27 protein-coding genes and 1 tRNA gene are annotated in these 25212 nt (G+C 59.8%); 3 read left to right on the top strand and 25 right to left on the bottom strand.

The genetic code is table 11. The features are described from left to right. Window positions 1-232: 232 nt before the first annotated feature. The 19 genes from der to trmJ form a co-directional block, all read right to left on the bottom strand. Window positions 233-1705, bottom strand: coding sequence for a ribosome biogenesis GTPase Der (gene der, locus ACV8MC_RS12035; protein WP_024014210.1), 1473 nt, complete (start codon window positions 1703-1705; stop codon window positions 233-235). Between the two features lie 135 nt (window positions 1706-1840). Continuing rightward, the gene (gene bamB, locus ACV8MC_RS12030) at window positions 1841-2992 is read right to left on the bottom strand and encodes an outer membrane protein assembly factor BamB (protein WP_016773335.1); all 1152 of its coding nucleotides are present in this window, start codon (window positions 2990-2992) and stop codon (window positions 1841-1843) included. Continuing rightward, window positions 2985-3626, bottom strand: coding sequence for a tetratricopeptide repeat protein (locus ACV8MC_RS12025; RefSeq protein ID WP_016773334.1), 642 nt, complete (start codon window positions 3624-3626; stop codon window positions 2985-2987). The genes bamB and ACV8MC_RS12025 overlap by 8 nt, the downstream gene beginning before the upstream one ends. 41 nt (window positions 3627-3667) lie before the next feature. Beyond that, window positions 3668-4957 (bottom strand): histidine--tRNA ligase, encoded by a 1290-nt coding sequence (gene hisS / locus ACV8MC_RS12020; protein WP_252882632.1) that lies wholly within the window; start codon window positions 4955-4957, stop codon window positions 3668-3670. Between the two features lie 22 nt (window positions 4958-4979). Next, a complete protein-coding gene (gene ispG / locus ACV8MC_RS12015) occupies window positions 4980-6089 on the bottom strand; it encodes a flavodoxin-dependent (E)-4-hydroxy-3-methylbut-2-enyl-diphosphate synthase (protein WP_016773332.1) in 1110 nt (369 codons plus the stop codon). A gap of 3 nt (window positions 6090-6092) precedes the next feature. Continuing rightward, the gene (locus ACV8MC_RS12010; RefSeq protein WP_236168945.1) at window positions 6093-7112 is read right to left on the bottom strand and encodes a RodZ domain-containing protein; all 1020 of its coding nucleotides are present in this window, start codon (window positions 7110-7112) and stop codon (window positions 6093-6095) included. Next, window positions 7112-7870, bottom strand: coding sequence for a type IV pilus biogenesis/stability protein PilW (gene pilW, locus ACV8MC_RS12005; protein WP_073473307.1), 759 nt, complete (start codon window positions 7868-7870; stop codon window positions 7112-7114). The genes ACV8MC_RS12010 and pilW overlap by 1 nt, the downstream gene beginning before the upstream one ends. Before the next feature lie 12 nt (window positions 7871-7882). Continuing rightward, the gene (gene rlmN / locus ACV8MC_RS12000) at window positions 7883-9031 is read right to left on the bottom strand and encodes a 23S rRNA (adenine(2503)-C(2))-methyltransferase RlmN (RefSeq protein ID WP_024014215.1); all 1149 of its coding nucleotides are present in this window, start codon (window positions 9029-9031) and stop codon (window positions 7883-7885) included. A 28-nt stretch (window positions 9032-9059) separates the two neighbouring features. Further along, window positions 9060-9485: a nucleoside-diphosphate kinase gene (ndk, locus tag ACV8MC_RS11995; RefSeq protein WP_024014216.1), complete on the bottom strand. Its 426-nt coding sequence runs from the start codon at window positions 9483-9485 to the stop codon at window positions 9060-9062. A gap of 88 nt (window positions 9486-9573) precedes the next feature. Then, a complete protein-coding gene (gene iscX, locus ACV8MC_RS11990) occupies window positions 9574-9774 on the bottom strand; it encodes a Fe-S cluster assembly protein IscX (RefSeq protein WP_315435904.1) in 201 nt (66 codons plus the stop codon). Window positions 9775-9788: 14 nt separating this feature from the next. Beyond that, on the bottom strand, window positions 9789-10130 hold the full coding sequence (gene fdx / locus ACV8MC_RS11985; protein ID WP_016773327.1) for an ISC system 2Fe-2S type ferredoxin: 342 nt from the start codon (window positions 10128-10130) through the stop codon (window positions 9789-9791). Then, the gene (gene hscA / locus ACV8MC_RS11980; protein ID WP_457265365.1) at window positions 10130-11995 is read right to left on the bottom strand and encodes a Fe-S protein assembly chaperone HscA; all 1866 of its coding nucleotides are present in this window, start codon (window positions 11993-11995) and stop codon (window positions 10130-10132) included. Before hscA ends, fdx begins: the two co-directional genes overlap by 1 nt. Window positions 11996-12045: 50 nt before the next feature. Beyond that, complete coding sequence (gene hscB, locus ACV8MC_RS11975) at window positions 12046-12567, bottom strand: co-chaperone HscB (protein WP_016773325.1); 522 nt, start codon at window positions 12565-12567, stop codon at window positions 12046-12048. Window positions 12568-12575: 8 nt separating this feature from the next. After that, window positions 12576-12899, bottom strand: coding sequence for an iron-sulfur cluster assembly protein IscA (gene iscA / locus ACV8MC_RS11970; RefSeq protein WP_003227904.1), 324 nt, complete (start codon window positions 12897-12899; stop codon window positions 12576-12578). Between the two features lie 34 nt (window positions 12900-12933). After that, window positions 12934-13320: a Fe-S cluster assembly scaffold IscU gene (gene iscU, locus ACV8MC_RS11965; protein ID WP_003227907.1), complete on the bottom strand. Its 387-nt coding sequence runs from the start codon at window positions 13318-13320 to the stop codon at window positions 12934-12936. A 100-nt stretch (window positions 13321-13420) separates the two neighbouring features. Continuing rightward, window positions 13421-14635, bottom strand: a complete 1215-nt coding sequence (locus tag ACV8MC_RS11960) for an IscS subfamily cysteine desulfurase (protein WP_016773324.1) — start codon at window positions 14633-14635, stop codon at window positions 13421-13423. 50 nt (window positions 14636-14685) lie between these two features. Further along, window positions 14686-15177, bottom strand: coding sequence for a Fe-S cluster assembly transcriptional regulator IscR (iscR, locus tag ACV8MC_RS11955; RefSeq protein WP_016773323.1), 492 nt, complete (start codon window positions 15175-15177; stop codon window positions 14686-14688). Between the two features lie 240 nt (window positions 15178-15417). Next, window positions 15418-16194, bottom strand: a complete 777-nt coding sequence (gene cysE, locus ACV8MC_RS11950) for a serine O-acetyltransferase (protein WP_024014221.1) — start codon at window positions 16192-16194, stop codon at window positions 15418-15420. A gap of 3 nt (window positions 16195-16197) precedes the next feature. Next, the gene (gene trmJ, locus ACV8MC_RS11945) at window positions 16198-16968 is read right to left on the bottom strand and encodes a tRNA (cytosine(32)/uridine(32)-2'-O)-methyltransferase TrmJ (RefSeq protein ID WP_041479930.1); all 771 of its coding nucleotides are present in this window, start codon (window positions 16966-16968) and stop codon (window positions 16198-16200) included. Window positions 16969-17113: 145 nt separating this feature from the next. Between trmJ and suhB the strand changes: the two genes are divergently transcribed. Next, the gene (gene suhB, locus ACV8MC_RS11940; RefSeq protein ID WP_016773320.1) at window positions 17114-17932 is read left to right on the top strand and encodes a type III secretion system regulator SuhB; all 819 of its coding nucleotides are present in this window, start codon (window positions 17114-17116) and stop codon (window positions 17930-17932) included. 249 nt (window positions 17933-18181) lie between these two features. Here suhB and ACV8MC_RS11935 read toward each other — a convergent pair whose 3' ends face one another. The 6 genes from ACV8MC_RS11935 to queA form a co-directional block, all read right to left on the bottom strand. Further along, the gene (locus tag ACV8MC_RS11935; protein WP_039761427.1) at window positions 18182-18730 is read right to left on the bottom strand and encodes a glycine zipper 2TM domain-containing protein; all 549 of its coding nucleotides are present in this window, start codon (window positions 18728-18730) and stop codon (window positions 18182-18184) included. A 121-nt stretch (window positions 18731-18851) separates the two neighbouring features. Next, complete coding sequence (gene secF, locus ACV8MC_RS11930) at window positions 18852-19766, bottom strand: protein translocase subunit SecF (protein ID WP_041479932.1); 915 nt, start codon at window positions 19764-19766, stop codon at window positions 18852-18854. Between the two features lie 9 nt (window positions 19767-19775). Continuing rightward, complete coding sequence (gene secD / locus ACV8MC_RS11925; protein ID WP_016773318.1) at window positions 19776-21644, bottom strand: protein translocase subunit SecD; 1869 nt, start codon at window positions 21642-21644, stop codon at window positions 19776-19778. A gap of 65 nt (window positions 21645-21709) precedes the next feature. Further along, on the bottom strand, window positions 21710-22048 hold the full coding sequence (gene yajC, locus ACV8MC_RS11920; RefSeq protein WP_016773317.1) for a preprotein translocase subunit YajC: 339 nt from the start codon (window positions 22046-22048) through the stop codon (window positions 21710-21712). Between the two features lie 43 nt (window positions 22049-22091). After that, complete coding sequence (gene tgt / locus ACV8MC_RS11915) at window positions 22092-23207, bottom strand: tRNA guanosine(34) transglycosylase Tgt (RefSeq protein WP_160768392.1); 1116 nt, start codon at window positions 23205-23207, stop codon at window positions 22092-22094. A gap of 14 nt (window positions 23208-23221) precedes the next feature. Continuing rightward, window positions 23222-24286 carry a tRNA preQ1(34) S-adenosylmethionine ribosyltransferase-isomerase QueA gene (gene queA, locus ACV8MC_RS11910; protein ID WP_016773315.1) on the bottom strand — a complete coding sequence of 355 codons (1065 nt, stop codon included), beginning with the start codon at window positions 24284-24286 and terminating at the stop codon, window positions 23222-23224. A gap of 108 nt (window positions 24287-24394) precedes the next feature. Between queA and ACV8MC_RS11905 the strand changes: the two genes are divergently transcribed. Beyond that, window positions 24395-24479, top strand: a tRNA-Leu gene (locus tag ACV8MC_RS11905). Between the two features lie 66 nt (window positions 24480-24545). Beyond that, on the top strand, window positions 24546-25112 hold the full coding sequence (locus ACV8MC_RS11900) for a hypothetical protein (protein ID WP_457265359.1): 567 nt from the start codon (window positions 24546-24548) through the stop codon (window positions 25110-25112). Window positions 25113-25212: the final 100 nt, after the last annotated feature.

The following is a 25212-nucleotide window of genomic DNA, read 5'->3' as shown; positions in this document are numbered from 1 at the left end:
CCATCCGGCGCCCATAAAAAAAGGGCGCCAAACGGCGCCCTTCTCTCATTGAACAAACCCAATCCTGTGGCGAGGGGATTTATCCCCGTTCCGGCTGCGAAGCAGTCGCAAACCCGTTGAATGCGGTTTGACTGATACACCGCGGACACAGGTTTTGGGGCTGCTGCGCAGCCCATCGGGGATAAATCCCCTCGCCACAAAAGCCCCACACAAAATTGTGCAGGGCCTCGGATCACTTCTTGTCGCGGCGCTTCTTGCTGGCTTTCTTGTTGTGCGACATCAAGCGACGCTTCTTGTTGACCTGGCGGTCGGTCAGCGTGTTCTTGTTGCCTTCGTACGGGTTCTCGCCGCCCTTGAACTCGATGCGGATCGGCGTACCGACCAGCTTGAGTACACGACGGTAAGTGTTCTCCAGATAGCGCACGTACGACTTCGGCACTTTCTCGATCTGGTTACCGTGGATCACGATGATCGGCGGGTTCGCACCACCGAGGTGAGCGTAACGCAGCTTGATCCGGCGGTTGTTGACCATCGGCGGCGCGTGCTCGCCCACCGCATCTTCGAGAATCTGGGTCAGACGGTTGGTCGGCCAGCGGGTAACAGCGGACTTGAACGAGTTCTGCACCGAAGCGTAGAGGTTGCCCACGCCCGTGCCGTGCAACGCCGAGATGAAGTGAATGTCGGCGTAGTCGACGAAGAACAGCCGACGTTGCAGCTCGACTTTCACAAAGTCGCGCTCGCTCGGCGTCATGCCATCCCACTTGTTGATCGCGATGACCAGCGCACGACCGGATTCGATCGCGAAGCCCAGCAGGTTCAGGTCGTGATCGACCACACCCTCGCGGGCGTCCATCACGAAGATCACCACGTTGGCGTCTTTGATCGCCTGCAGGGTTTTGACCACGGAGAATTTTTCGACTTCTTCGTGGATCTTGCCGCGCTTGCGCACACCGGCGGTGTCGATCAGCGTGTACTTCTCTTCATTGCGCTCGAACGGAATGTAGATGCTGTCGCGGGTGGTGCCCGGCTGGTCGTACACGATGACCCGGTCTTCACCAAGCATGCGGTTGACCAGGGTCGACTTGCCGACGTTCGGACGACCGATGATGGCGATCTTGATCCCGTCTTTTTCGCTCGGACCAGGAATGCGCTTGGCTTCCTCGCCTTCGGCAACGACTTCTTCCTCTTCACCTTCAGCCGGCTCGTCATCATCGCGCGGGAACTCGCTCAGGGCGGCTTCCAGCAGTTGCGTGATGCCACGGCCGTGGGCGCCAGCGATCGGGATCGCGTGGCCCATGCCCAGCGGGGCGAATTCGGCGCGGGCCATTTCCGGGTCGATGTTGTCGACCTTGTTGGCCACCACGTGGGAACGCTTGTTACGTTTGCGCAAATGCTCGGCGATCATCTGGTCGGCAGCGGTAAAACCGGCCTTGGCATCTACCAGAAACAGCACCACATCGGCTTCTTCGATGGCCAGCAGCGACTGCTCGGCCATTTTTTCGTCCATACCATGTTCGTCACCGGAGATACCGCCGGTGTCGATCAGAATGTAGGAACGCCCTTGCCACTTGGCCTCACCGTACTGGCGATCACGGGTCAGACCGGACAGGTCGCCGACGATGGCGTCACGAGTCCTGGTCAGGCGGTTGAACAAGGTGGACTTGCCGACGTTCGGTCGGCCCACCAGGGCGATTACGGGAACCATGCGGCTCTCCACTTCGTTATTTCAGAAAATACAAAAGCCGCTGCGAGGCAGCGGCTGGTGCTCGGGGCAACACCCGGGGGCGCTGCAAACCCTGCTGATGCAGGGCCGCTTGGGGATGAACCCCAAGCATAGTTGTTACTTGATGGTCAGGGCTTCCAGTTTGCCGCTGTTGCCATACACATAAATCGTGTCGCCCACCACCAGCGGACGAGCACGCAGGCCGTCGCTGTCGATGCGCTCACGGCCGACGAAACGACCGTCGACCTGACTCAGCAGATGCAGATAACCTTCCAGGTCACCCACAGCTACGTAGCTGGAGAACACTTCCGGTGCCGACAGTTGACGGCGAGCCAGCGAATCGTTGCTCCACAGTGCGGTGGTGGAACGCTCGTCGACGCCTTCAACGGTGCCCGAGGACAGGCTCACGTAGACGCTGCCGAAACCCTGAGCGATACCGGCGTAGCTCGACGCATCGCGCTGCCACAGTTGACGACCGCTTTCCAGGTCCAGCGCCGCAACGCGACCCTGATAGCTGGCCACGTACAGCGTACCGCCGGACAGCAGCAGACCGCCGTCGATGTCGACCACGCGCTCCAGCTCCGAACGACCTTGTGGAATGGCGATGCGTTGTTCCCACACCGGCACGCCGTTGGAGATGTCCAGCGCGACCACTTTACCGGTCGACAGGCCAGCTACGGCCAGACGGTTGGTCACCAGCGGAGCACTGGTGCCACGCAGGGTCAGGACCGCCGGGGTGCTGTCATACACCCAGCGCTGGTTGCCGGTGGCAGCGTCCAGACCGATCAGACGATCGTCCTGGGTCTGCACCACCACCACGTCGCCATTGTTGGCCGGCGGCGCGAGCACTTCACTGTTGACGCGGGCACGCCACTTCTCTTCACCGTTGCTGGTGTCCAGAGCGACGACTTCGCCACGCAGGGTACCGATCAGTACCAGACCATAACCCACGCCGACGGCGCCGGAGACAGGCAGTTCCAGATCCTGGTCCCACTTCACGTCGCCGTTGCTGCGATCCAGCGCCATCACCACACCAGTCACATCGGCGGCGTAGATGGTGTCACCGTCGATCGCCGGCACCAGCATGTTGTAGGTTTCGCCCTGACCGTCACCGATCGAGCGGCTCCACTGCTTCTGCAGAACGACTTCTTCTTTGAAGTCGGTCAGTTCGGCCGGTGGCAATTCTTTCTTGCTGTTGCTGCTGCAACCCGCGGCCAGAAGGGCCAGAGCCAGCAATGCTGCATGCTTCCAACGGATCACGTCACGCATCCCCTTTGGCCAGGTCGTCGAGCTTGATTTGAAGGCCACCGACCGCCGCTTCATCCGACAGTGCCGCCTTGGCTTTTTGATACGCCTTGTTCGCGTCATCGGTACGGCCCAAGCGCACCAGCAGGTCGCCCTTGAGTTCTTCGCGAGTGGCCAGGAACGCTTTGTCGGCATCGCCGTCGAGCAGTTTCAGGGCGTCTTCGGCCTTGTCCTGCGCGCCCAGCACCTGCGCCAGACGCTGACGGGCGATTTCGCCCAGCGCCGGGTTGGCCGGTTTGTCGACGATGGCTTTGAGTTCGGTTGCCGCGTCGTCCAGCTTGCCGCTGTCGACCGCCACTTTGGCGACGAACAGGCTGCCGTATTGCGCATAGGCAGAACCGCCGTACTCGCTGTTGAGCTTGCCGGCCAGATCCGCAACGCGGGCGGCATCAGGCTTGCCGTCAGGCGTCAGCGTGGTTTCCAGCAATTGCTGATAGAGCACCGAGGCGCCTTGCGACTGGTTGCTCTGGTACTTGTGATAGGCCTGCCAGCCGAACACGATGACCAGCGCCAACAGGCCGCCGGTGACCAGAGGTTTGCCGTTGCGTGTCCACCAGTCCTTCAAATCCGCCAACTGTTCGTCTTCGGTACTCGACACCCCAATACTCCTTAATCGCTAAATCGGCTGTTAAGACAGCTTCAACCCTGCACGACGCAGGTGGCCAGGTGAGCGGCAAGCGCATCCCAGGCAATGCTTTGTTGTTCGCCCTGGCCACGCAGGGGTTTGAAACCTACCACTTGCTGGGCCATTTCGTCGTCACCGAGGATCAATGCGTACAGCGCACCGCTCTTGTCGGCCTTCTTGAACTGGCTTTTGAAACTGCCGGCGCCGGCATTGACTTGCAGGCGCAGGTTTGGAAGTTGATCGCGAACCCGTTCGGCCAGGGCCAGACCGGCCAGCTCGGCTTCTTCACCGAAGGCGCAGAGGTAGACGTCGACCTGACGGGAAATTTCCTGCGGAATCTGCTCAAGGGTTTCGAGCATCAACACCAGACGCTCGATGCCCATGGCGAAACCGACGCCCGGGGTTGGCTTGCCGCCCATCTGCTCGACCAGACCGTCGTAACGGCCGCCCGCGCACACGGTGCCCTGGGCGCCGAGCTTGTCGGTGACCCATTCGAAAACGGTTTTGCTGTAGTAATCGAGGCCACGCACCAGTTTCGGGTTGAGCACGTAAGGAATGCCGACGGCATCCAGACGCGCCTTCAGGCCTTCGAAGTGAGCGCGGGACTCGTCGTCGAGGTAGTCGGCCATTTTCGGCGCATCAACCAACACCGCTTGAGTGTCGGCATTTTTCGTGTCGAGCACGCGCAGCGGGTTGGTTTTCAGACGACGCTGGCTGTCTTCATCGAGCTTGTCGTGGTGCGCCGAGAGGTACTCGACCAGCGCTTCACGATAGCGACCACGGGATTCGCTGGTGCCAAGGCTGTTGAGTTCGAGCTTGACCGCATCACGAATGCCCAGCTCGCCCCACAGGCGCCAGGTCATGATGATCAGTTCGGCGTCGATGTCCGGACCGTCGAGGTTGAACACTTCCAGACCGATCTGGTGGAACTGGCGATAACGGCCTTTTTGCGGACGCTCGTGGCGGAACATCGGGCCGATGTACCAGAGTTTCTGCACCTGACCACCGCCGGTGATGCCGTGCTCAAGCACGGCACGCACGCACGCAGCAGTACCTTCCGGACGCAGGGTCAGGGAATCACCGTTGCGGTCTTCGAAGGTGTACATCTCTTTTTCGACGATATCGGTGACTTCGCCGATCGAGCGCTTGAACAGCTCGGTGAACTCGACGATCGGCATGCGGATCTGCTTGTAACCGTAGTTATCCAGCAGACGCGCCACAGTGCCTTCGAAATAACGCCACAGCGGGGTCTGTTCGGGCAGGATGTCGTTCATGCCACGAATGGCTTGCAGAGACTTGCTCACAAAATTTCCTTAATTCGTTCGATCAGCCGCGCGCGATAACGGCAGCGTCAGCTTCGACCTTTTCGGCCGCTTTCTGGCGGATCAGCTTTTCCAGCTCGTCCACCAGATTGTCATTCGTCAGCTTCTGCGACGGCTTGCCGTCGATGTAAATCAGGTTTGGCGTGCCGCCGGTCAAGCCGATATGGGCTTCCTTGGCTTCGCCGGGGCCGTTGACCACGCAACCGATGACCGCGACATCCAGCGGCACCAGCAGGTCTTCAAGGCGCCCTTCCAGCTCGTTCATGGTCTTGACCACATCGAAGTTCTGCCGCGAGCAGCTCGGGCAGGCGATGAAGTTGATGCCACGGGAACGCAGATGCAAAGACTTGAGAATGTCGTAACCGACCTTCACTTCCTCGACCGGGTCGGCCGCCAGCGAGATGCGGATAGTATCGCCAATCCCTTCGGCGAGCAGCATACCTAGGCCCACGGCGGATTTCACCGTGCCCGAGCGCAAACCGCCAGCTTCAGTGATGCCGAGGTGCAGCGGCTGGACGATTTCCTTCGCCAGCAGGCGGTAGGCTTCGACGGCCATGAACACGTCGGAGGCTTTCACGCTGACCTTGAAGTCCTGGAAATTCAGGCGTTCGAGGTGTTCAACGTGACGCAGAGCGGATTCGACCAATGCGGCCGGGGTCGGCTCGCCGTATTTCTTTTGCAGGTCTTTTTCCAGGGAACCGGCGTTGACGCCGATGCGGATCGGAATGCCGCGATCACGCGCCGCATCGACCACGGCACGCACGCGGTCTTCGCGACCGATGTTGCCCGGATTGATGCGCAGACAGTCCACACCCAGTTCGGCCACGCGCAAGGCGATTTTGTAGTCGAAGTGGATGTCAGCCACCAACGGCACTTTGACCAGTTGCTTGATCTTGCCGAACGCCTCGGCGGCGTCCATGTCCGGCACCGAGACGCGAACGATGTCGACGCCGGCGGCTTCCAGACGATTGATCTGCGCCACGGTCGCGGCGACGTCATTGGTGTCGCTGTTGGTCATGCTCTGCACAGCGATCGGCGCGTCGCCGCCCACCGGTACGTTGCCGACCCAGATCTTGCGCGATTCGCGACGTTTGATTGGAGATTCGCCGTGCATGACTTATTGACCCAACTTCAGGCGAGCAGTCTCGCCACTGGTGAACGGAGCGATATCGACCGGTTGGCCGTTGTAGCTGACCTGTGCCGCGCGGGCAACGCCCAGACGTACGGCGAGCGGCGGCTTGCCGGAAACACTCACGCTGTCGCCTTTATGCTTCAGGCCGCTGAAAATCACTTTGCCACGGCCATCGGTCACCTGTGCCCAGCAATCGCCGGTGAACTGCAACTGCACCTGGCCTTCGCCGGCGACCGGCGCAGCTGCTTCAGCGCTTGGCGCTTGAGCAACCGGCGCGGTCGGGGCAGGTGTCGCTGGGACATTCGGCGCTGGAGTGGCCGGAGCCGCCACCACTGGCGCAGGCGTCGGTGCCGGAGCGCTTGGCGCAACTGCCGGGGCAGCCGGCTCGGTTGCTGGCGCTGCGGACTCGGCACCGGTGGATTCAGCACTGGTTTCCGACTGCGGCAAGGCCAGCGATGTCGAATTGTCAGCCTGATTTTCGGCGACAGCCTGATCTTCCGGCTCGTCGATCGGGTGGATCTGCGTGGTGCCGTCCGCGCCTTCGACTTCGACGTGTTCAGGCGCCAGGCTGGTCAGATCGCGGGTGCGCTGCGAGGTCTGATCCTGCCACCAGACGAAACCGCCACCGATGACCGCGATCAGCAGCAACAGGCTGACGATACGCAAAATGGTGTGGGAAACGCGCACCGGCTCTTCGATACGACCGAGGGCATGAACGTTGCTGCCCTGGGAATCGGTGCCGGTGGACTGGTCGAATTGCTGAACCAGAACGGTCTGGTCCATGCCGAGCAACTTGGCATAGGCGCGAATGTAACCGCGAGCGAAGGTATGCCCCGGCAGCTTGTCGAAAGCGCCGGCTTCAAGATTGCTCAGGGACGTCACGGTGAGGTTGAGCTTGAGGGCCACTTCGGCCAGCGACCAGCCATTGCTTTCGCGGGCCTGGCGCAGGGTCTCACCGGGATTTACGCGATTCGCTGCTACAACTTCGGGATGCGCCGCTTTCATCATTGCTCCGACAGGTATTGCTGATATTCCGGCGTACCGGGATAGAGTCGTTTTAATTGCAGACCGTAACTGGCTGCCTTGTCGCGATCTTCAAACACTTTTGCCAGGCGAACGCCGAGCAATAGACTACGTGCATTTTGTTCGGTGAGCTGGCTGAAACGGTCGTAATAGTCACGCGCGGGCACATAATGCCTGTCTTCGAAGGACAACTCAGCCATTTCCAGCAATGCGCGCGGTTGTTGGCGATTCAGGCGCAGCGCCTTTTCCAGCTGTTGCTGGGCCAGATCACGCTGGCCAAGCTTGGCGGCGGTCATGCCGAGGTTTTCGAAGACCCGCGAGCGCTCAGGATACAGGGTATCGGCGGCCGCTTGTTCAAAACGCTCGTAGGCTTCCTTGTAGCGCTGTTCTTCGTAGAGAAAACTGCCGTAGTTGTTGAGGATGCGTGCATCGGTGGGACGTGAGGACAAGGCCTTGCGAAAGTGCTCGTCGGCAAGTGCCGGCTCCATCTCGGCCTGAAACACCAGACCGAGGGCCGCATTGGCGTCAGGGTCGGAACCGTCCAGCTCCAGCGCTTTCTTCAACGGCACCTTGGCGCGCTCGGTCATGCCCTGCTGCAGGTAGCCCAGCCCCAGCTGCACGTAGGCAGCCCGCGCTTCATCGCGGCCCTTGCTGGTCTTCATCGGGTTGTAGTCACCCGACAGGACACAGCCAGCGCACAGGCTGGCCAACAGCAACAGCAGCGCAAAGCGCAGGGACATAGAGATCCTCTCTTAGTTAGTGTTCGCGGCGTTCTGTGCCAGATCGCTGTCGGCGCTCAACTCGCGCACGGCGATGTAACGTTCGCTGCGACGGGTGCGATCCAGCACCTGCCCTACCAATTGACCACATGCGGCGTCGATGTCTTCACCACGGGTGGTGCGCACGGTGACGTTGAAACCGGCCTGATGCAACTGATCCTGGAAGCGGCGGATGGCATTGTTGCTCGGCCGCTCGTACCCGGAGTGCGGGAACGGGTTGAACGGGATCAGGTTGATCTTGCACGGGATGTCTTTAAGCAGCTCGATCATTTCCACTGCGTGCTCAAGCTTGTCGTTGACGTCCTTGAGCAAGGTGTACTCGATGGTCAGCACACGTTTCTCGCCAAGGGCGGACATGTAGCGCTGGCACGACTCGAGCAGCATCTTAAGCGGATATTTCTTGTTGATCGGCACCAATTGGTTACGCAATGCGTCATTCGGTGCATGCAGGGACAACGCCAGGGATACGTCGATGTGCTTGGCCAGCTCATCGATCATCGGCACCACACCCGAGGTGGACAGGGTCACGCGGCGCTTGGAGATCCCGTAGCCGAGGTCATCCATCATCAGATGCATGGCGGCGACGACGTTGTCGAAGTTCAGCAACGGCTCGCCCATGCCCATCATCACCACGTTGGTGATGGCGCGGTCGACGGTGGCCGGGACGCTGCCGAAAGATTTGTTGGCAATCCACACCTGACCGATGACTTCGGCGGCGGTGAGGTTGCTGTTGAAGCCTTGCTTGCCGGTGGAGCAGAAACTGCAATCCAGGGCACAGCCTGCCTGGGACGAAACGCACAAGGTGCCGCGTTTGCCCTGGGGAATGTACACGGTCTCGACGCAGCTGCCGGACGCCACGCGCACCACCCATTTACGGGTGCCGTCGCTGGAGATGTCCTCGCTGACCACTTCCGGACCACGCACTTCAGCAATGGCCTTGAGCTTGTCGCGCAAGGCTTTGCTGACGTTCGTCATGGCGTCGAAATCATCGACGCCAAAGTGGTGAATCCATTTCATTACCTGACCGGCACGGAAACGCTTCTCCCCGATTGAGTCGAAGAATTTTTCCATTTCCGGCTGGGTCAGACCCAGCAGGTTTGTTTTAACAGTCGATGTAGTCATGGATTCACCTTCACTCTGCAAGCAATGCTTAGCGAGTGGTTACTTCAGTAGCTGCGAAGAAGTAAGCGATTTCGCGAGCGGCAGCAGCTTCGGAGTCCGAACCGTGAACGGCGTTGGCGTCGATCGATTCAGCGAAGTCAGCACGGATGGTGCCGGCAGCAGCTTCTTTAGGGTTGGTAGCGCCCATCAGCTCACGGTTGCGAGCGATAGCGTTTTCGCCTTCCAGAACCTGAACGACAACCGGGCCGGAAGTCATGAAAGCAACCAGGTCACCGAAGAAACCGCGCTCGCTGTGCTCAGCGTAGAAGCCTTCGGCTTCGGCTTTGGACAGTTGCTTCAGTTTCGAAGCTACAACGCGCAGGCCAGCGTCTTCGAAGCGAGTGGTGATCTTGCCGATCACGTTTTTAGCAACGGCGTCAGGCTTGATGATGGAGAAAGTACGTTGAACAGCCATGGTGTAACTCCAGAAACGGTAATTTGCGAAAAATTAAACCCGCGAATTATACGCGGGTTCTTGGGTATTGCCTAACCTGCGAGGACGATCAGTCGACTTCTTCGATCCAGAGCGCCTGAACCGCTTCCAACACCTTCTCGCCGACACGGCCGGAGGTGTTGTCGAAGTCAGGCAGTTCCATGATCCATCGCTGCAAGTCGACGAAATTGACATAAAGCGGATTTACATCCGGCTTGGCTTCCGCCAATTCTTCTGCAATGCGTTGAACATCATTCCAACCGTAGCTCATGACAGTCTTACCAGTCAGTGCGGCGCTTCCGCCGCATGGTTAAGCGAATATTTCGGAATCTCGACGGTGAGGTCTTCCTCACCGACGATGGCCTGGCAAGCCAGACGCGATTGCGCCTCAAGGCCCCAGGCACGATCAAGGAAATCCTCTTCCAGCTCGTCAGCCTCTTCCAGCGAGTCAAAACCCTCGCGGATGATGCAGTGGCAGGTGGTGCAGGCGCAGACGCCGCCGCACGCGCTTTCCATCTCGATATGGTGTTCGTGGGCCAGTTCGAGAATCGATGTGCCGGGCGCAGCCTCGACCACCATGCCTTCAGGGCAGAACTTCTCGTGGGGCAGAAAAATGACCTGCGGCATCAGATATCCTCGATTTCATTCAGGTTGCGCCCCGACAGAGCGGCTTTCACCGTCAGATCCATGCGGCGGGCAGCAAAAGCATCGGTCACTTGCGACAGACGCTTGGTCTGCTGCTCGATGGCGTAGCCATCGGGACCTTTCATCAGTTCGGCCAGTTCCTGCATTTGCAGTTCGATGACCATGCGCTCTTCGGCGTCGAGCAGACGCTCGCCATCGGCCTCCAGCGCGCCCTGCACCGCTTCGAGCAGGCGCTGGGCATCGACTTGCTGCTCACGCAGAACACGGGCGACCTTGTCGTCATTGGCGTGCTGGAACGAATCCTTGAGCATCTTGGCGATTTCGCCATCGGTCAGTCCGTAGGACGGTTTGACCTGAATACTCGCTTCAACGCCCGAGCCCAATTCACGGGCAGACACGCTGAGCAGACCGTCGGCGTCGACCTGGAAGGTCACGCGAATTTTCGCCGCACCGGCCACCATCGCCGGAATGCCGCGCAATTCGAACCGTGCCAGAGAGCGGCAATCGCTGATCAGCTCGCGCTCACCCTGCAACACGTGGATTGCCATGGCCGACTGGCCGTCTTTATAGGTGGTGAAATCCTGAGCGCGGGCGACGGGAATGGTGGTGTTGCGCGGAATCACCTTTTCCATCAGACCGCCCATGGTTTCCAGCCCCAGGGACAGCGGAATCACGTCGAGCAGCAGCAGTTCGCCGCCATCGCGCTTGTTGCCAGCCAGGGTGTCGGCCTGGATCGCGGCCCCGATGGCCACCACTTGATCCGGATCGATTTCCGTCAATGGCTGACGACCGAAGGCTTCTGCAACGGCTTCACGAACACGTGGCACGCGGGTCGAACCGCCGACCATGACCACGGCGTGGACATCTTCGAGTTCGATACCGGAATCGCGAACCGCGCGGCGGCAGGCTTTCAGACTGCGCGCGACCATTGGCTCGATCAGCGCATCGAAGGCTTCGCGGGTCAGCGGCGCTTTCCAGTCGCCGTAGGCCACTTCAACACTGGCTGCATCGGTCAAAGCTTCTTTGGCCGCGCAAGCGGTTTGCAGCAGATTGCGTTGTGCGCCCGGGTCGAGATCCGCGGACAGGCCAGCGCTCTCAATGATCCACCCGGCAATCGCATGATCGAAGTCATCGCCGCCCAGCGCGCTGTCGCCGCCAGTGGCCAGAACTTCAAAGACGCCGCCAGTCAGACGCAGAATGGAAATATCGAAAGTACCGCCGCCCAGGTCATATATCGCCACCAGACCTTCGGCGTGCTGATCCAGACCGTACGCTACAGCGGCAGCGGTCGGCTCGTTGAGCAGACGCAACACGTTCAGACCGGCGAGTTTGGCCGCATCTTTGGTGGCCTGACGCTGCGCATCGTCGAAGTAGGCAGGAACGGTGATTACCGCGCCAACCAGTTCGCCACCCAAGGTCGCTTCAGCGCGCTGACGCAGGACCTTGAGGATATCGGCGGAGACTTCAACCGGGCTTTTCGGTCCTTGCACGGTGTCGATGAACGGCATGTGCGATTCGCCGCCGACAAAGCGGTACGGCAGTTGCTCGCCCAATTGCTTGACGTCGGACAGACCACGACCCATCAAGCGCTTGACCGAAAGCACGGTGTTAAGAGGATCGGAGGATGCCGCCAGCTTGGCGGACTCACCGACTTCGACGCGGTCGGCGTGATAACGCACGGCGGACGGCAGGATGACCTGCCCGTTGGCGTCGGCCAGCGGTTCGGAAAGACCACTGCGCAGCGCAGCGACCAGCGAATTGGTAGTACCCAAGTCGATGCCCACAGCCAGACGGCGCTGGTGCGGTTGAGGACTTTGGCCGGGTTCGGCGATCTGCAGTAGAGCCATGGTGATCAGGTCTTGTCTGTCTGTCAGCGTGCAATCAGGGCAGCACTGGGTTAATCGTCGAGGCGCTCTTCCAGCTGGCGCACTTCGTAGGTGAGCTTGTCGAGGAACTGCATGCGCCGCATCAGGCGTTCGGCCTGTTCACGTTGCGCTGCATCATCCCAACAGGCTGCGAAGCTTTCGTTGAGCTGTTCCTGAGCCGCCTTCAAACGACGCTTGAATACCGCGACACCGTCGAGGTCGGCACTGTCCTGCAGATCTTCGAGCTCTTCGCGCCATTGCATCTGCTGCAGAAGAAACTCGGGATCGTGGACGGTGACTTCCATCGGCACTTCATGCCCGCTGATTTTCAGCAGGTAGCGTGCGCGCTGGGCCGGGCTCTTGAGCGTCTGATAGGCGTCGTTGAGCCGCGCCGATTGCTCGAGTGCCGAGCGCTGCTCGCGCTCGGAAGCGTCGGCAAAGCGGTCAGGATGGACGCCGCGCGCCAACTCACGGTAGCGCGTGGCCAACTGCTCGAGGTCCAGGCGGAAGCTCGGTTGCAGCTCGAATAAAGCGAAATGACAAGGAATACCCACGACCAGCCTCAGATGTTGAAGCTTTCGCCGCAGCCACATTCACCGCGCACGTTGGGATTGTTGAACTTGAAGCCTTCGTTCAACCCTTCCTTGACGAAGTCGAGCTCGGTGCCGTCCAGGTAGGCCAGGCTTTTCGGGTCGATGATCACTTTTTCGCCGTGACTCTCGAACACCTGATCTTCCGCCACCACCTCGTCGACAAACTCCAGCACGTAGGCAAGGCCGGAACAGCCTGTGGTGCGAACACCCAGACGAATCCCTTCACCTTTGCCGCGCCCATCGAGGGAGCGCCGCACGTGTCGAGCAGCCGCTTCTGTCATGCTGATAGCCATCGTTGACTCCTTACTCGTCGCCGAATCTTGAAATTCAGATCAAGCCTTTCTTCTGCTTGTAATCGCGAACAGCCGCTTTGATAGCGTCTTCAGCGAGCACGGAGCAGTGGATTTTCACTGGCGGCAGGGCCAGTTCTTCGGCCAGCTGAGTGTTCTTGATGGTTTCGGCTTCGTCCAGGGTCTTGCCCTTCATCCACTCGGTGGCGAGGGAGCTGGAGGCAATGGCCGAACCGCAACCGTAGGTCTTGAACTTGGCGTCTTCGATAACGCCCTGATCGTTGACCTTGATCTGCAGACGCATCACGTCGCCGCACGCCGGAGCGCCGACCATGCCGGTGCCGACATCAGGATCTTCCGCGTTCATCTTGCCGACGTTGCGCGGGTTTTCGTAGTGGTCGATGACCTTTTCGCTGTAAGCCATGATTCTCAATCCTCACTCATCAGGGCCGCTCTTGAGACCCTGCAACTGCGCTGCGTTAACGCCGCGTCGCTACAGGATCTGTATCCGGCGGCTTCTATAGTTAGTGTGCCGCCCACTCGATTTTCGAGATATCGACGCCGTCTTTGTACATGTCCCACAGCGGCGACAGAGCGCGCAGCTTGGTAACGGCCTCGCAGACTTTCTGCGCGGCGTAGTCGATTTCTTCTTCGGTGGTGAAACGGCCGAAGGTAAAGCGGATCGAGCTGTGTGCCAGTTCGTCGTTGCGGCCCAGGGCGCGCAGTACGTACGAAGGCTCCAGCGACGCCGAGGTGCAGGCCGAACCGGACGATACCGCCAGATCCTTGAGCGCCATGATCAGCGACTCGCCTTCAACGTAGTTGAAGCTCAGGTTCAGGTTGTGCGGAACGCGGGCGGTCAGGCTGCCGTTGACGTACAGCTCTTCCAGGTGCTCGACCTGCTTGTAGAAGCGATCGCTCAAGGCTTTGATGCGCACGTTTTCAGCGGCCATGTCTTCCTTGGCTACGCGGAACGCTTCGCCCATGCCGACGATCTGGTGGGTCGCCAGGGTGCCGGAACGCATGCCGCGCTCGTGACCGCCGCCGTGCATGGTCGCTTCGATGCGCACACGCGGCTTGCGGCTGACGTACAGCGCGCCGATGCCTTTAGGGCCATAAGTCTTGTGGGCGGAGAACGACATCATGTCGACTTTCAGCTTCTGCAGATCGATTTCGACCTTGCCGGTGGACTGAGCCGCGTCGACATGGAACAGCACGCCTTTGGCGCGCAGCATCTCGCCGATGGCAGCGATGTCGTTGATGGTGCCGATTTCGTTGTTGACGTGCATCACCGACACCAGAATGGTGTCTTCGCGCAGTGCGGCGTCAATCATTGCCGGGGTGATCAGACCGTCTTCGGTCGGCTCGAGGTAGGTCACTTCGAAGCCTTCACGCTCCAGCTGGCGCATGGTGTCGAGGACTGCCTTGTGCTCGATCTTGCTGGTGATCAGGTGCTTGCCCTTGGAGGCGTAGAAATGTGCCGCGCCCTTGATCGCCAGGTTGTCGGATTCGGTGGCACCGGAGGTCCAGACGATTTCGCGCGGGTCGGCATTGACCAGATCGGCCACCTGACGACGAGCGTTTTCGACGGACTCTTCAGCCTTCCAGCCGAACACGTGGGAACGGGACGCCGGGTTACCGAAGTTTCCGTCGACCAGCAGGCATTCACTCATTTTCTGCGCAACGCGCGGATCAACCGGGGTGGTTGCAGAGTAATCAAGGTAAATCGGCAATTTCATGGACTATCTCCTAAATCAGGGCTGGCGTGCCGCGGGTAGCTCTTCGGCTGTCATTCGACGGCGGACGCTTCAATCTTGTCCAGGCGTGGCGCCTTGCTGCTGCAACGGCGCTGGTCCTGACGCTGGGCCACTTCTTGTACCTCACGGCGAGTGACAAGGTCGGCCAAGCTGATACCGCTCAGAAATTCGTGAATCTGCAGGCTCAAGTCGCACCACAGATGATGGGTCAGGCAGGTATCACCGGAATGGCAATCGCCCTGGCCCTGGCACTTGGTGGCATCGACCGATTCGTTCACCGCATCGATCACCTGGGCGACCTGGATGCCCTGCATGTCGCGGGACAACTGGTAGCCACCACCCGGACCGCGAACGCTGGAAACCAGGTTGCTGCGGCGCAGCTTGGCAAACAGCTGCTCGAGGTAGGACAGGGAGATGCCTTGGCGCTCGGAGATATCGGCCAGAGACACCGGCCCGTGCTGCGCGTGCAACGCCAGGTCAAGCATGGCGGTCACGGCGTATCGGCCTTTTGTAGTCAGTCGCATGGACAGTTACCACGGAGTTCGGAATGGGCGGGAGTATGCAATTCCCGAGCATTTAAGTCAACTATAAGACCTAGTGCTTTAGTCGGGTTTACCCGCAAAAGAGCGCGCGCACTATAGCAAAGACGGGCTGCGGACAGCCAGCGGAACCGCGTGATCGTTCTTCGCGAGCAGGCTCGCTCCCACATTGGAATGCATTGCTCTTGTGGGAGCGAGCCTGCTCGCGAAAAGCAGCGCCGCGGTTCAGCCGGCTTTCGATTCGTCCTTGCCTTTGACGCAAGCGAAGTCTTCTTCACGCAGTTCAGGCAGATCTTTCGCACAGTAATTGCTGCCCAGATCCTTCAGCGCGCCGCACATGCCTTCCAGACGCCCGTCAACCGCTTGCAGATGGTCGAGCAACTGGCCGATGGCGCGGGCCACCGGGTCGGGCATGTCTTCGCTGACACCGTAGGCGTCGAAACCGATCTTTTCCGCCATGGCTTTGCGCTTGGCGTCCTGCTCTTCGTCGGTCTTGACGATGATCCGCCCCGGAATCCCCACCACCGTGGCGCCCGGTGGCACTTCTTTGGTGACCACAGCATTGGAACCGACTTTGGCACCGGCACCCACCGTGAACGGGCCAAGCACCTTGGCGCCAGCGCCGACCACCACGCCATCACCCAACGTCGGGTGACGCTTGCCTTTGTTCCAACTGGTGCCGCCGAGGGTCACGCCTTGATAGATGGTGACGTCGTCGCCGATCTCGGCGGTTTCACCAATGACGATGCCCATGCCGTGGTCGATGAAGAAACGCCGACCGACCTTGGCGCCCGGGTGAATCTCGATCCCGGTCAGCCAGCGACCAAAGTTCGACACCAGCCGCGCCAGCCATTTCAGCTCGTTGCGCCAGAGCATGCCGGCCAGACGATGAATCCAGATTGCATGCATGCCGGGGTAGCAGGTCAGGACTTCAAAAGCGTTACGCGCCGCCGGGTCTCGATGGAATACGCTCTGGATATCTTCACGCAAACGCTCAAACATCATTCAATCCTTCCGCTTTAGAAGCTCGCCACGGGCCGCTTTCTGGGTTTCCGTGAGGATGCCACGCAAAATATTCATTTCCGCCCGGCTGACCGAGCTGCGTCCGTACAACCGGCGCAGGCGCGCCATCAAGTGCCGTGGCTTTTCCGGATCGAGGAATTCGATGGCGACCAGCGTCTGCTCCAGGTGCTCATAGAATCGCTCCAGCTCATCCATGGTCGCCAGCTCGGCGCTTTTCACCGAGGCCACTTCTTCTTTCTCGACCTTGCTCGGCTGACCCTGTGCGGCCAGCCAGGCCATGCGCACTTCATAACTCAACACCTGAACCGCCGCCCCGAGGTTCAGCGAACTGAACGTCGGGTCGGAAGGGATGTGCACGTGAAAATGACATCGCTGCAGCTCTTCATTGGTCAGGCCGGAATCTTCACGGCCGAACACCAAAGCAATCTCGGCGCCCTGCCCGGCTTCCTCGACCACCTTGTTGCCGCATTCGCGCGGATCGAGCAGCGGCCAGGGAATACGCCGGTCGCGGGCGCTGGTGCCGAGCACCAGATTGCAGCCGACCAGAGCATCTTCCAAGGTGGCGACGACTTGCGCGTTTTCAAGGATGTCACCGGCACCAGAGGCGCGGGCATCGGCCTCGTGGTGCGGGAAGACCCGCGGATCGACCAGCACCAGTCGCGACAGACCCATGTTTTTCATGGCGCGCGCGGCCCCGCCGATGTTGCCGGGGTGGCTGGTGTTGACCAGGACGACACGAATGTTCTGCAGCAAGGGAGGCGCTCTCGGACACGGGAAAGGGGGGCAAATCTTACAGAACAGCCTACCGTTAAGCTATGAAAGCGAACAGCGTCCTTCACCTGAAGAAAAGTTCTGATAGAATGCGCGGCTTTCTTTAACAACCTTAGGTGACACATCCATGCAGCCCATGCTGAATATCGCGCTGCGCGCCGCCCGCAGCGCCAGTGAACTGATCTTCCGCTCCATCGAGCGCCTGGATACCATCAAGGTCGACGAAAAAGACGCCAAGGATTACGTATCCGAGGTCGATCGCGCCGCTGAACAGAAAATCATCGATGCCCTGCGCAAGGCTTACCCGAATCACTCGATTCAGGGTGAAGAAACCGGCCTGCACGCTGGCACCGGCATCGAAGGCGAAGAGTACCTGTGGATCATCGATCCGCTGGACGGCACCACCAACTTCCTCCGTGGCATTCCGCACTTTGCAGTGAGCATTGCCTGCAAATATCGTGGCCGCCTGGAGCACGCAGTGGTTCTGGATCCGGTTCGCCAGGAAGAATTCACCGCCAGCCGTGGTCGCGGCGCTCAACTGAACGGTCGTCGTCTGCGCGTAAGCGGTCGTACCAGCCTCGACGGCGCCCTGCTCGGCACTGGCTTCCCGTTCCGTGACGACCAGATGGACAACCTCGACAACTACCTGGGCATGTTCCGCGCTCTGGTTGGCCAGACTGCCGGCATCCGCCGCGCCGGTTCGGCGAGCCTGGACCTGGCTTACGTAGCTGCCGGTCGTTTCGATGCGTTCTGGGAATCGGGCCTGTCCGAGTGGGACATGGCTGCAGGCGCCCTGCTGATTCAAGAAGCCGGCGGCCTGGTGAGCGACTTCACCGGTGGTCACGACTTCCTTGAGAAAGGCCACATCGTTGCCGGCAACACCAAATGCTTCAAGGCAGTGCTGACGGCGATCCAGCCGCACCTGCCGGCCTCGCTGAAGCGCTAAGCTTTCCGCGAAACCAAAAAGCACCCTTCGGGGTGCTTTTTTTATGCCTGCAATTCAACGCCGTTCCCTGTAGGAGCTGCCGAAGGCTGCGATCTTTTGATCTTGCTTTCAAAAAACAAAGTCAAAAGATCGCAGCCTTCGGCAGCTCCTACACTAATCAGGTGAATCAACAGGAGATCGACTGGCCGAAGAAATCGCGGGTACAAAAAAAGCACCCCGCAGGGTGCTTCTTTTCACAACTGTGGAGCCTTACTGTCCCGGCTCATTCTGCGACAGGATCAGCTTGCCTTCCTTGTCGACCGGAATCTGGTTGCCCGGATCGCGATCCATCCGCACCTTGCCTTCCTTGCCATCGAGCGAGTAACGCACGTCGTAGCCGACGACCTTGTCGCTGATGTCATTGACCGTGTTGCAGCGAGTTTGCGTAGTGGTGTAGGTGTCGCGGTTCTGCATACCTTCCTGCACCTTGTTACCGGCATAACCGCCGCCAACTGCACCGGCCACGGTGGCAATCTTCTTGCCGGTACCGCCACCCACCTGATTACCCAACAAACCACCGGCTACGGCACCGATCGCCGTGCCGAGAATCTGGTGTTGATCCTTGACCGGCGCCTGCCGGGTCACGGTTACATCCTTGCATACTTCACGTGGAGTCTTGATCTGTGTCTTGACCGGCTCAACGGCTAATACTTGCGCATACTCAGGGCCGCTTTTAACCAGGCTGTAGGTGGCAACAGCACCCCCGGCTGTGACACCGACAGCACCCAATACCGCACCAACCAGCAACGACTTGTTCACATGAACCTCCTGACCATCACATGCGGGACGCGCCCGCGCTTCTCCCAGCCTTGGAGCACAAAAAAAGGCGCGAGTTCAACTCGCGCCTTTTGTTGGCTGACAGCCGGGAAATCGCTGGCCGTTATGGACGGTCGTCGACTTCCTTGTCGGTGTTGGCCGGAGGAATCAGATCCTCGGTGGTCAGATTCAGCCAGATCAGCACCACGTTGGCGATGTAGATCGACGAGTAGGTACCCGCCAGTACACCGATGAACAGCGCGATGGAGAAGCCGAACAGGTTGTCGCCGCCGAAGAACAACAGTGCCGCGATGGCCAGCAGGGTGGAGATCGAGGTCGCCATGGTGCGCAGCAGGGTCTGGGTGGTCGAGATGTTGATGTTCTCGATCAGCGTCGCCTTACGCAGCACACGGAAGTTCTCACGTACCCGGTCGAAAACCACGATGGTGTCGTTCAGCGAATAACCGATGATCGCCAGCACCGCCGCCAGCACCGTCAGATCGAAGGTGATCTGGAAGTACGAGAGGATACCCACGGTCACGATCACGTCGTGAATCAGCGACACAATGGCGCCGACCGCAAACTTCCACTGAAAGCGGAACGCCAGGTAGATCAGGATGCCGCCGAGCGCCAGCAGCATGCCGAGGCCGCCCTGGTCGCGCAGTTCTTCACCAACCTGCGGGCCGACGAATTCGACACGCTTGACCGTCGCCGGGTTGTCGCCGCCGACTTTCTGCAATGCGTCTGCGACCTGATGGCCCAGCTGCGGGTCTTCACCCGGCATGCGCACCAGCAAGTCAGTAGTGGCGCCGAAGTTCTGCACCACAGCTTCGTGATAACCGGAAGTCGCCAGTTGCTCGCGCACCTTGGTGACATCGGCCGGACGCTCGTAGGTCAGCTCGATGAGCGTACCGCCGGTGAAGTCCAGACCCCAGTTCATGCCCTTGGTGGCGACACTGAACAAGGCAATGACGGTAAGCAACACGGTGACGCCGAACGCGAAGTTGCGAACGCCCATGAAGTTGATTGTACGTAACATGGCAGCCCCTTAAATCCACAACTTCTTGAAGTCACGTCCGCCAAAGATCAGGTTGACCATTGCGCGGGTCACCATGATGGCCGTGAACATCGAGGTAAAGATCCCGAGGGACATCGTCACTGCGAACCCCTTCACCGGGCCGGTGCCCATGGCGAAGAGAATGCCGCCGACCAGCAAGGTGGTCAGGTTGGCATCGAGAATCGCAGTAAATGCCCGGCCGAAGCCTTCGTTGATTGCCCGCTGCACAGTCATGCCGGCGGCGATCTCTTCACGAATCCGCGAGAAGATCAGTACGTTGGCGTCGACTGCCATACCCATGGTCAGGACGATACCGGCGATACCCGGCAGGGTCAGCGTGGCGCCCAGCAACGACATCAATGCCAGCAGCAGCACCATGTTCACCGCCAGCGCGACGGTGGCGATGACGCCGAAGAAGCGGTAGATGGCGATGATGAACAGCGATACGAACAGCATGCCCCACAGGGAAGCGTCGATACCTTTGGTGATGTTGTCAGCACCCAGGCTCGGACCGATTGTGCGCTCTTCAGCGAAGTACATCGGTGCAGCCAGACCACCGGCACGCAGCAGCAGCGCCAGCTCGGACGACTCGCCCTGACCGTTCAGGCCAGTGATGCGGAATTGCGCACCCAGCGGCGACTGAATGGTCGCCAGGCTGATGATCTTCTTCTCTTCCTTGAACGTCTGCACCGCAACGTCTTTCTCGACGCCATCAACCACTTGCTTGGTGTAAGTGGTGACCGGACGCTGTTCGATGAAGATCACCGCCATGCTGCGGCCGACGTTGGAGCGGGTCGCGCGGCTCATCAGCTCGCCACCGTGGCCATCCAGACGGATGTTCACTTCAGGCGTGCCGTGCTCGCCGAAACCGGCCTTGGCGTCGGTGACCTGGTCACCAGTGATGATCAGACCACGCTCGATCTGCGCAGGAGGACGGTTGCCTTCGCGGAATTCGAACGATTCGGAAGTGGCTTTCGAAGCGCCCGGCTCGGCGGCCAGACGGAACTCGAGGTTGGCCGTCTTGCCGAGAATACGCTTGGCTTCGGCAGTGTCCTGCACGCCCGGCAGCTCAACCACGATGCGGTTGGCGCCCTGACGCTGCACGATCGGTTCGGCAACACCCAGCTCGTTGACGCGGTTACGTACCGTGGTCAGGTTCTGCTTGATGGAGTATTCACGGATTTCCGCCAGCTTGGCCGGGGTCATCGCCAGACGCAGCACCGGTTGACCGTTGAGATCGGCCGGAACAATGTCGAAATCGTTGAAATTCTTGCGGATCAGCGCACGGGCCTGTTCGCGGGAATCTTCATCGCTGAAGCCCAACTGAATGGCACCGCCCAGTTGCGGCAGGCTGCGATAGCGCAGCTTCTCTTTGCGCAGCAGGCTCTTGACGTCGCCTTCGTAGACTTTCAGGCGCGCATCGAGGGCTTTGTCCATGTCCACTTCGAGCAGGAAGTGCACACCACCGGACAAGTCCAGACCCAGCTTCATCGGGTGCGCACCGAGGTTGCGCAGCCATTGCGGAGTGGTCTGTGCCAGGTTCAGCGCGACGACGTAGTCATCACCCAATGCCTTGCGCACAACATCCTTGGCCGGCAGCTGGTCTTCAGCCTTGCTCAGACGGATCAGACCGCCCTTGCCGCCAGCCGTCAGCGTGGCCGCCTTGACGTTGATGCCGGACTCTTTCAGCGCTGTGCTGACGCGAGCCAGATCGGCGTCATTGACCTGCAGAGCCGTGCTGGCGCCGCTGATCTGAATGGCCGGGTCATCAGGATAAAGATTGGGAGCGGAATAAATCAGACCGATCGCCAGCACCGCCAGGATCAGAATGTATTTCCACAGAGGGTATTTGTTCAGCATCACGCCGCCCGTTATGAACGCGGGGCGCCTTGCGCGCCCCGTCGATTGAGTAGAAGTTGTTGCTCTTAGATCGCTTTCAGCGTGCCTTTTGGCAGCGTGGCGGCGATGGCGCCTTTCTGGAACTTCATTTCCACGGTGTCGGAAACTTCCAGAACCACGAAGTCATCGGCAACCTTGGTGATCTTGCCGGCGATGCCGCCAGTGGTCACGACTTCGTCGCCCTTCTGCAGGCTGCTCAGCAGGTTCTTCTGCTCTTTGGCGCGCTTGGCCTGTGGACGCCAGATCATCAGGTAGAAGATGACCAGGAAGCCGACCAGGAAAATCCACTCGAAGCCGCCGCCCATTGGGCTTGCAGCAGCCGGTGCAGCTGCGTCAGCCATGGCGTTAGAGATAAAAAAGCTCATTTAGCACTCCAGTTGCAAATGTTGAATCTTGGGGTCAGAAAACTCAGTCCAAAGGCGGAACGGGAAGTCCGCGTTTGGCGTAGAAGGCATCGACAAAGGCGGCCAATGTACCCTGTTGAATAGCCTCGCGCAAACCAGCCATCAGCACCTGATAATGGCGCAAGTTATGGATGGTATTGAGCATGCTGCCGAGCATTTCGCCGCACTTGTCCAGGTGATGCAGATAAGCGCGCGAGAAGTTCTGGCAGGTGTAGCAATCGCAGGTCGGATCCAGCGGCGATTCATCATGGCGATGGAACGCGTTACGGATCTTCAGCACACCGGTATCGATGAACAGATGCCCATTGCGGGCATTACGGGTTGGCATCACGCAATCGAACATGTCCACCCCGCGGCGCACACCCTCAACCAGATCTTCCGGTTTGCCAACGCCCATAAGGTAACGAGGTTTGTCAGCGGGCATCTGGCCCGGCAGATAATCCAGCACCTTGATCATTTCGTGCTTCGGTTCGCCCACCGACAGACCGCCGATGGCGAGGCCGTCGAAGCCGATCTTGTCGAGGCCTTCGAGCGAGCGCATGCGCAGGTTTTCATGCATGCCGCCCTGAACGATGCCGAACAGCGCTGCGGTGTTGTCACCGTGGGCATTCTTCGAACGCTGCGCCCAGCGCAGCGACAGCTCCATCGATACCCGCGCGACGTCTTCGTCAGCCGGATACGGCGTGCATTCGTCGAAGATCATCACAATGTCGGAACCGAGATCGCGCTGCACCTGCATCGATTCTTCCGGACCCATGAACACTTTGGCGCCGTCGACCGGAGAAGCGAAGGTCACGCCCTCCTCCTTGATCTTGCGCATCGCGCCGAGACTGAACACCTGGAAACCGCCGGAGTCAGTGAGGATCGGGCCTTTCCACTGCATGAAATCGTGCAGGTCGCCGTGCTCCTTGATCACTTGAGTGCCGGGACGCAACCACAGGTGAAAGGTGTTGCCCAGAATGATTTCCGCGCCAGTGGCGACGATGTCGCGCGGCAGCATGCCCTTGACCGTGCCGTAGGTGCCGACCGGCATGAACGCCGGGGTCTCGACGGTGCCACGGGGGAAGGTCAGGCGACCACGACGAGCCTTGCCATCGGTGGCCAGCAGCTCAAAGGACATTCGACATTCGCGACTCATTCTGTTTCCTCTGGGCCTGTCTGTTCAGGGGCAGTTGGAGCGGGATTGCGGGTGATGAACATCGCATCCCCGTAACTGAAAAAGCGGTAACCGTTTTCCACGGCGGCCTTGTAGGCGGCCATGGTTTCGGGATAACCGGCAAACGCGGAAACCAGCATCAACAGCGTGGATTCCGGCAAATGGAAATTGGTCACAAGGGCATCGACCACATGAAACGGCCGGCCCGGATAGATAAAGATGTCGGTGTCGCCACTGAACGGCTTGAGCACACCATCGCGCGCCGCGCTTTCCAGCGAACGCACGCTGGTGGTGCCGACCGCAATCACCCGACCGCCACGCGCCCGGCACGCAGCGACCGCATCGACCACATCCTGGCCGACTTCCAGCCACTCGCTGTGCATATGGTGATCTTCGATCTTCTCGACGCGCACCGGCTGGAACGTCCCCGCGCCGACGTGCAACGTCACGAACGCAGTCTCGACGCCCTTGGCGGCAATCGCCTGCATCAGCGGCTCATCGAAATGCAGCCCCGCCGTCGGCGCAGCGACCGCACCCAGACGCTGGGCGTACACGGTCTGATAACGCTCGCGATCCGAGCCTTCATCCGGGCGGTCTATATAAGGAGGCAATGGCATGTGCCCGACGCGATCGAGCAGCGGCAACACTTCCTCGGCAAAACCCAGCTCGAACAGCGCATCATGACGCGCGAGCATCTCGGCTTCGCCACCGCCGTCGATAAGGATCTTCGAACCCGGTTTCGGCGACTTGCTGGAGCGCACATGGGCCAGCACACGGTGCGCATCGAGCACGCGCTCGATGAGAATTTCCAGCTTGCCGCCGGACGCTTTCTGCCCGAACAGCCGCGCCGGAATCACCCGGGTATTGTTGAACACCATCAAATCGCCCGGGCGCAAATGCTCAAGCAAATCAGTGAATTGACGGTGTGCCAGGGCGCCGCTCGGCCCATCAAGGGTCAGCAGGCGACTACCGCGACGCTCGGCCAACGGATGGCGGGCGATCAGCGAATCAGGAAGCTCGAAAGTAAAGTCAGCAACGCGCATGATGGGGTTCGTCTAGCAGGGCCGGAAAGTCTAGCGGAAATATCGAAAATTGACCATGAAACGTGATTGACCAACGGTAATCACCTCTCTATACTTCGCCGCCATTGAGCCCTGATGGCGGAATTGGTAGACGCGGCGGATTCAAAATCCGTTTTCGAAAGGAGTGGGAGTTCGAGTCTCCCTCGGGGCACCAACACAGAGAAAAAGGTCTTGCGAAAGCAGGGCCTTTTTTTTCGTCTGGTGGAAAGTGGTTGGTGCAATGCCGAGCACTATCACCTCGCAGATTCATCTTATTCAATCGCCAAATGATTCAGACCGTCGGCATTGTCGGCGAATAAAACGAGCCGAAGTCGAGAAGGCCCAATATGCGGAGAAACAAGCCGCGGCGAGTTATGCGGTAGCTCTCAGTGACGGAGACGACGCAGATGAGCAGCGTGCGGAGAAGGTGCTGCGTCTCGCCTCCGAAGCACTGGCAATGGTGACACGTGGCAAGCGAGGATTGGCAGCGACCGCGCAGGCCTTGAAAAACGAAGTCGAGAAGCTCGATGTGGAAATTGCAGAGATCAGAGACGTTTTGAAAGATCTTCGTCAGCGCCAGCTACGCGTAGCGCGGATCATGTGGGCTGACCGCATGGACAAGGCCGCTCAGGAATTCGCCACCGTCGCGGCGCACTTGGAAGCCACCGAGAAAGCCTTGGGATGGACAAGCTCGTTGAGTGAGCTCTATGTGCCCTTGCAAACCCCGCATGGGGCTTTGTGCATCAGCGAGAAGACAATCAAAGATAAAGCCTATGCACTGTCCATGGAGCAGTTGCTAGCCGCATGATTCACCGCATCGCAAATACCTACGGTGTTGCTTTCCACCCTTAACCGGATCACCAAATCGCGGAACACCAAACGTGTTCCGCGTAACTGGTGTTCCGGTT

Source organism: Pseudomonas sp. PK-RTE-24 (assembly GCF_054052265.1).
Note: the sequence above shows the minus strand (reverse complement) of the source record. Positions and strands in the feature narration are given on the sequence as shown.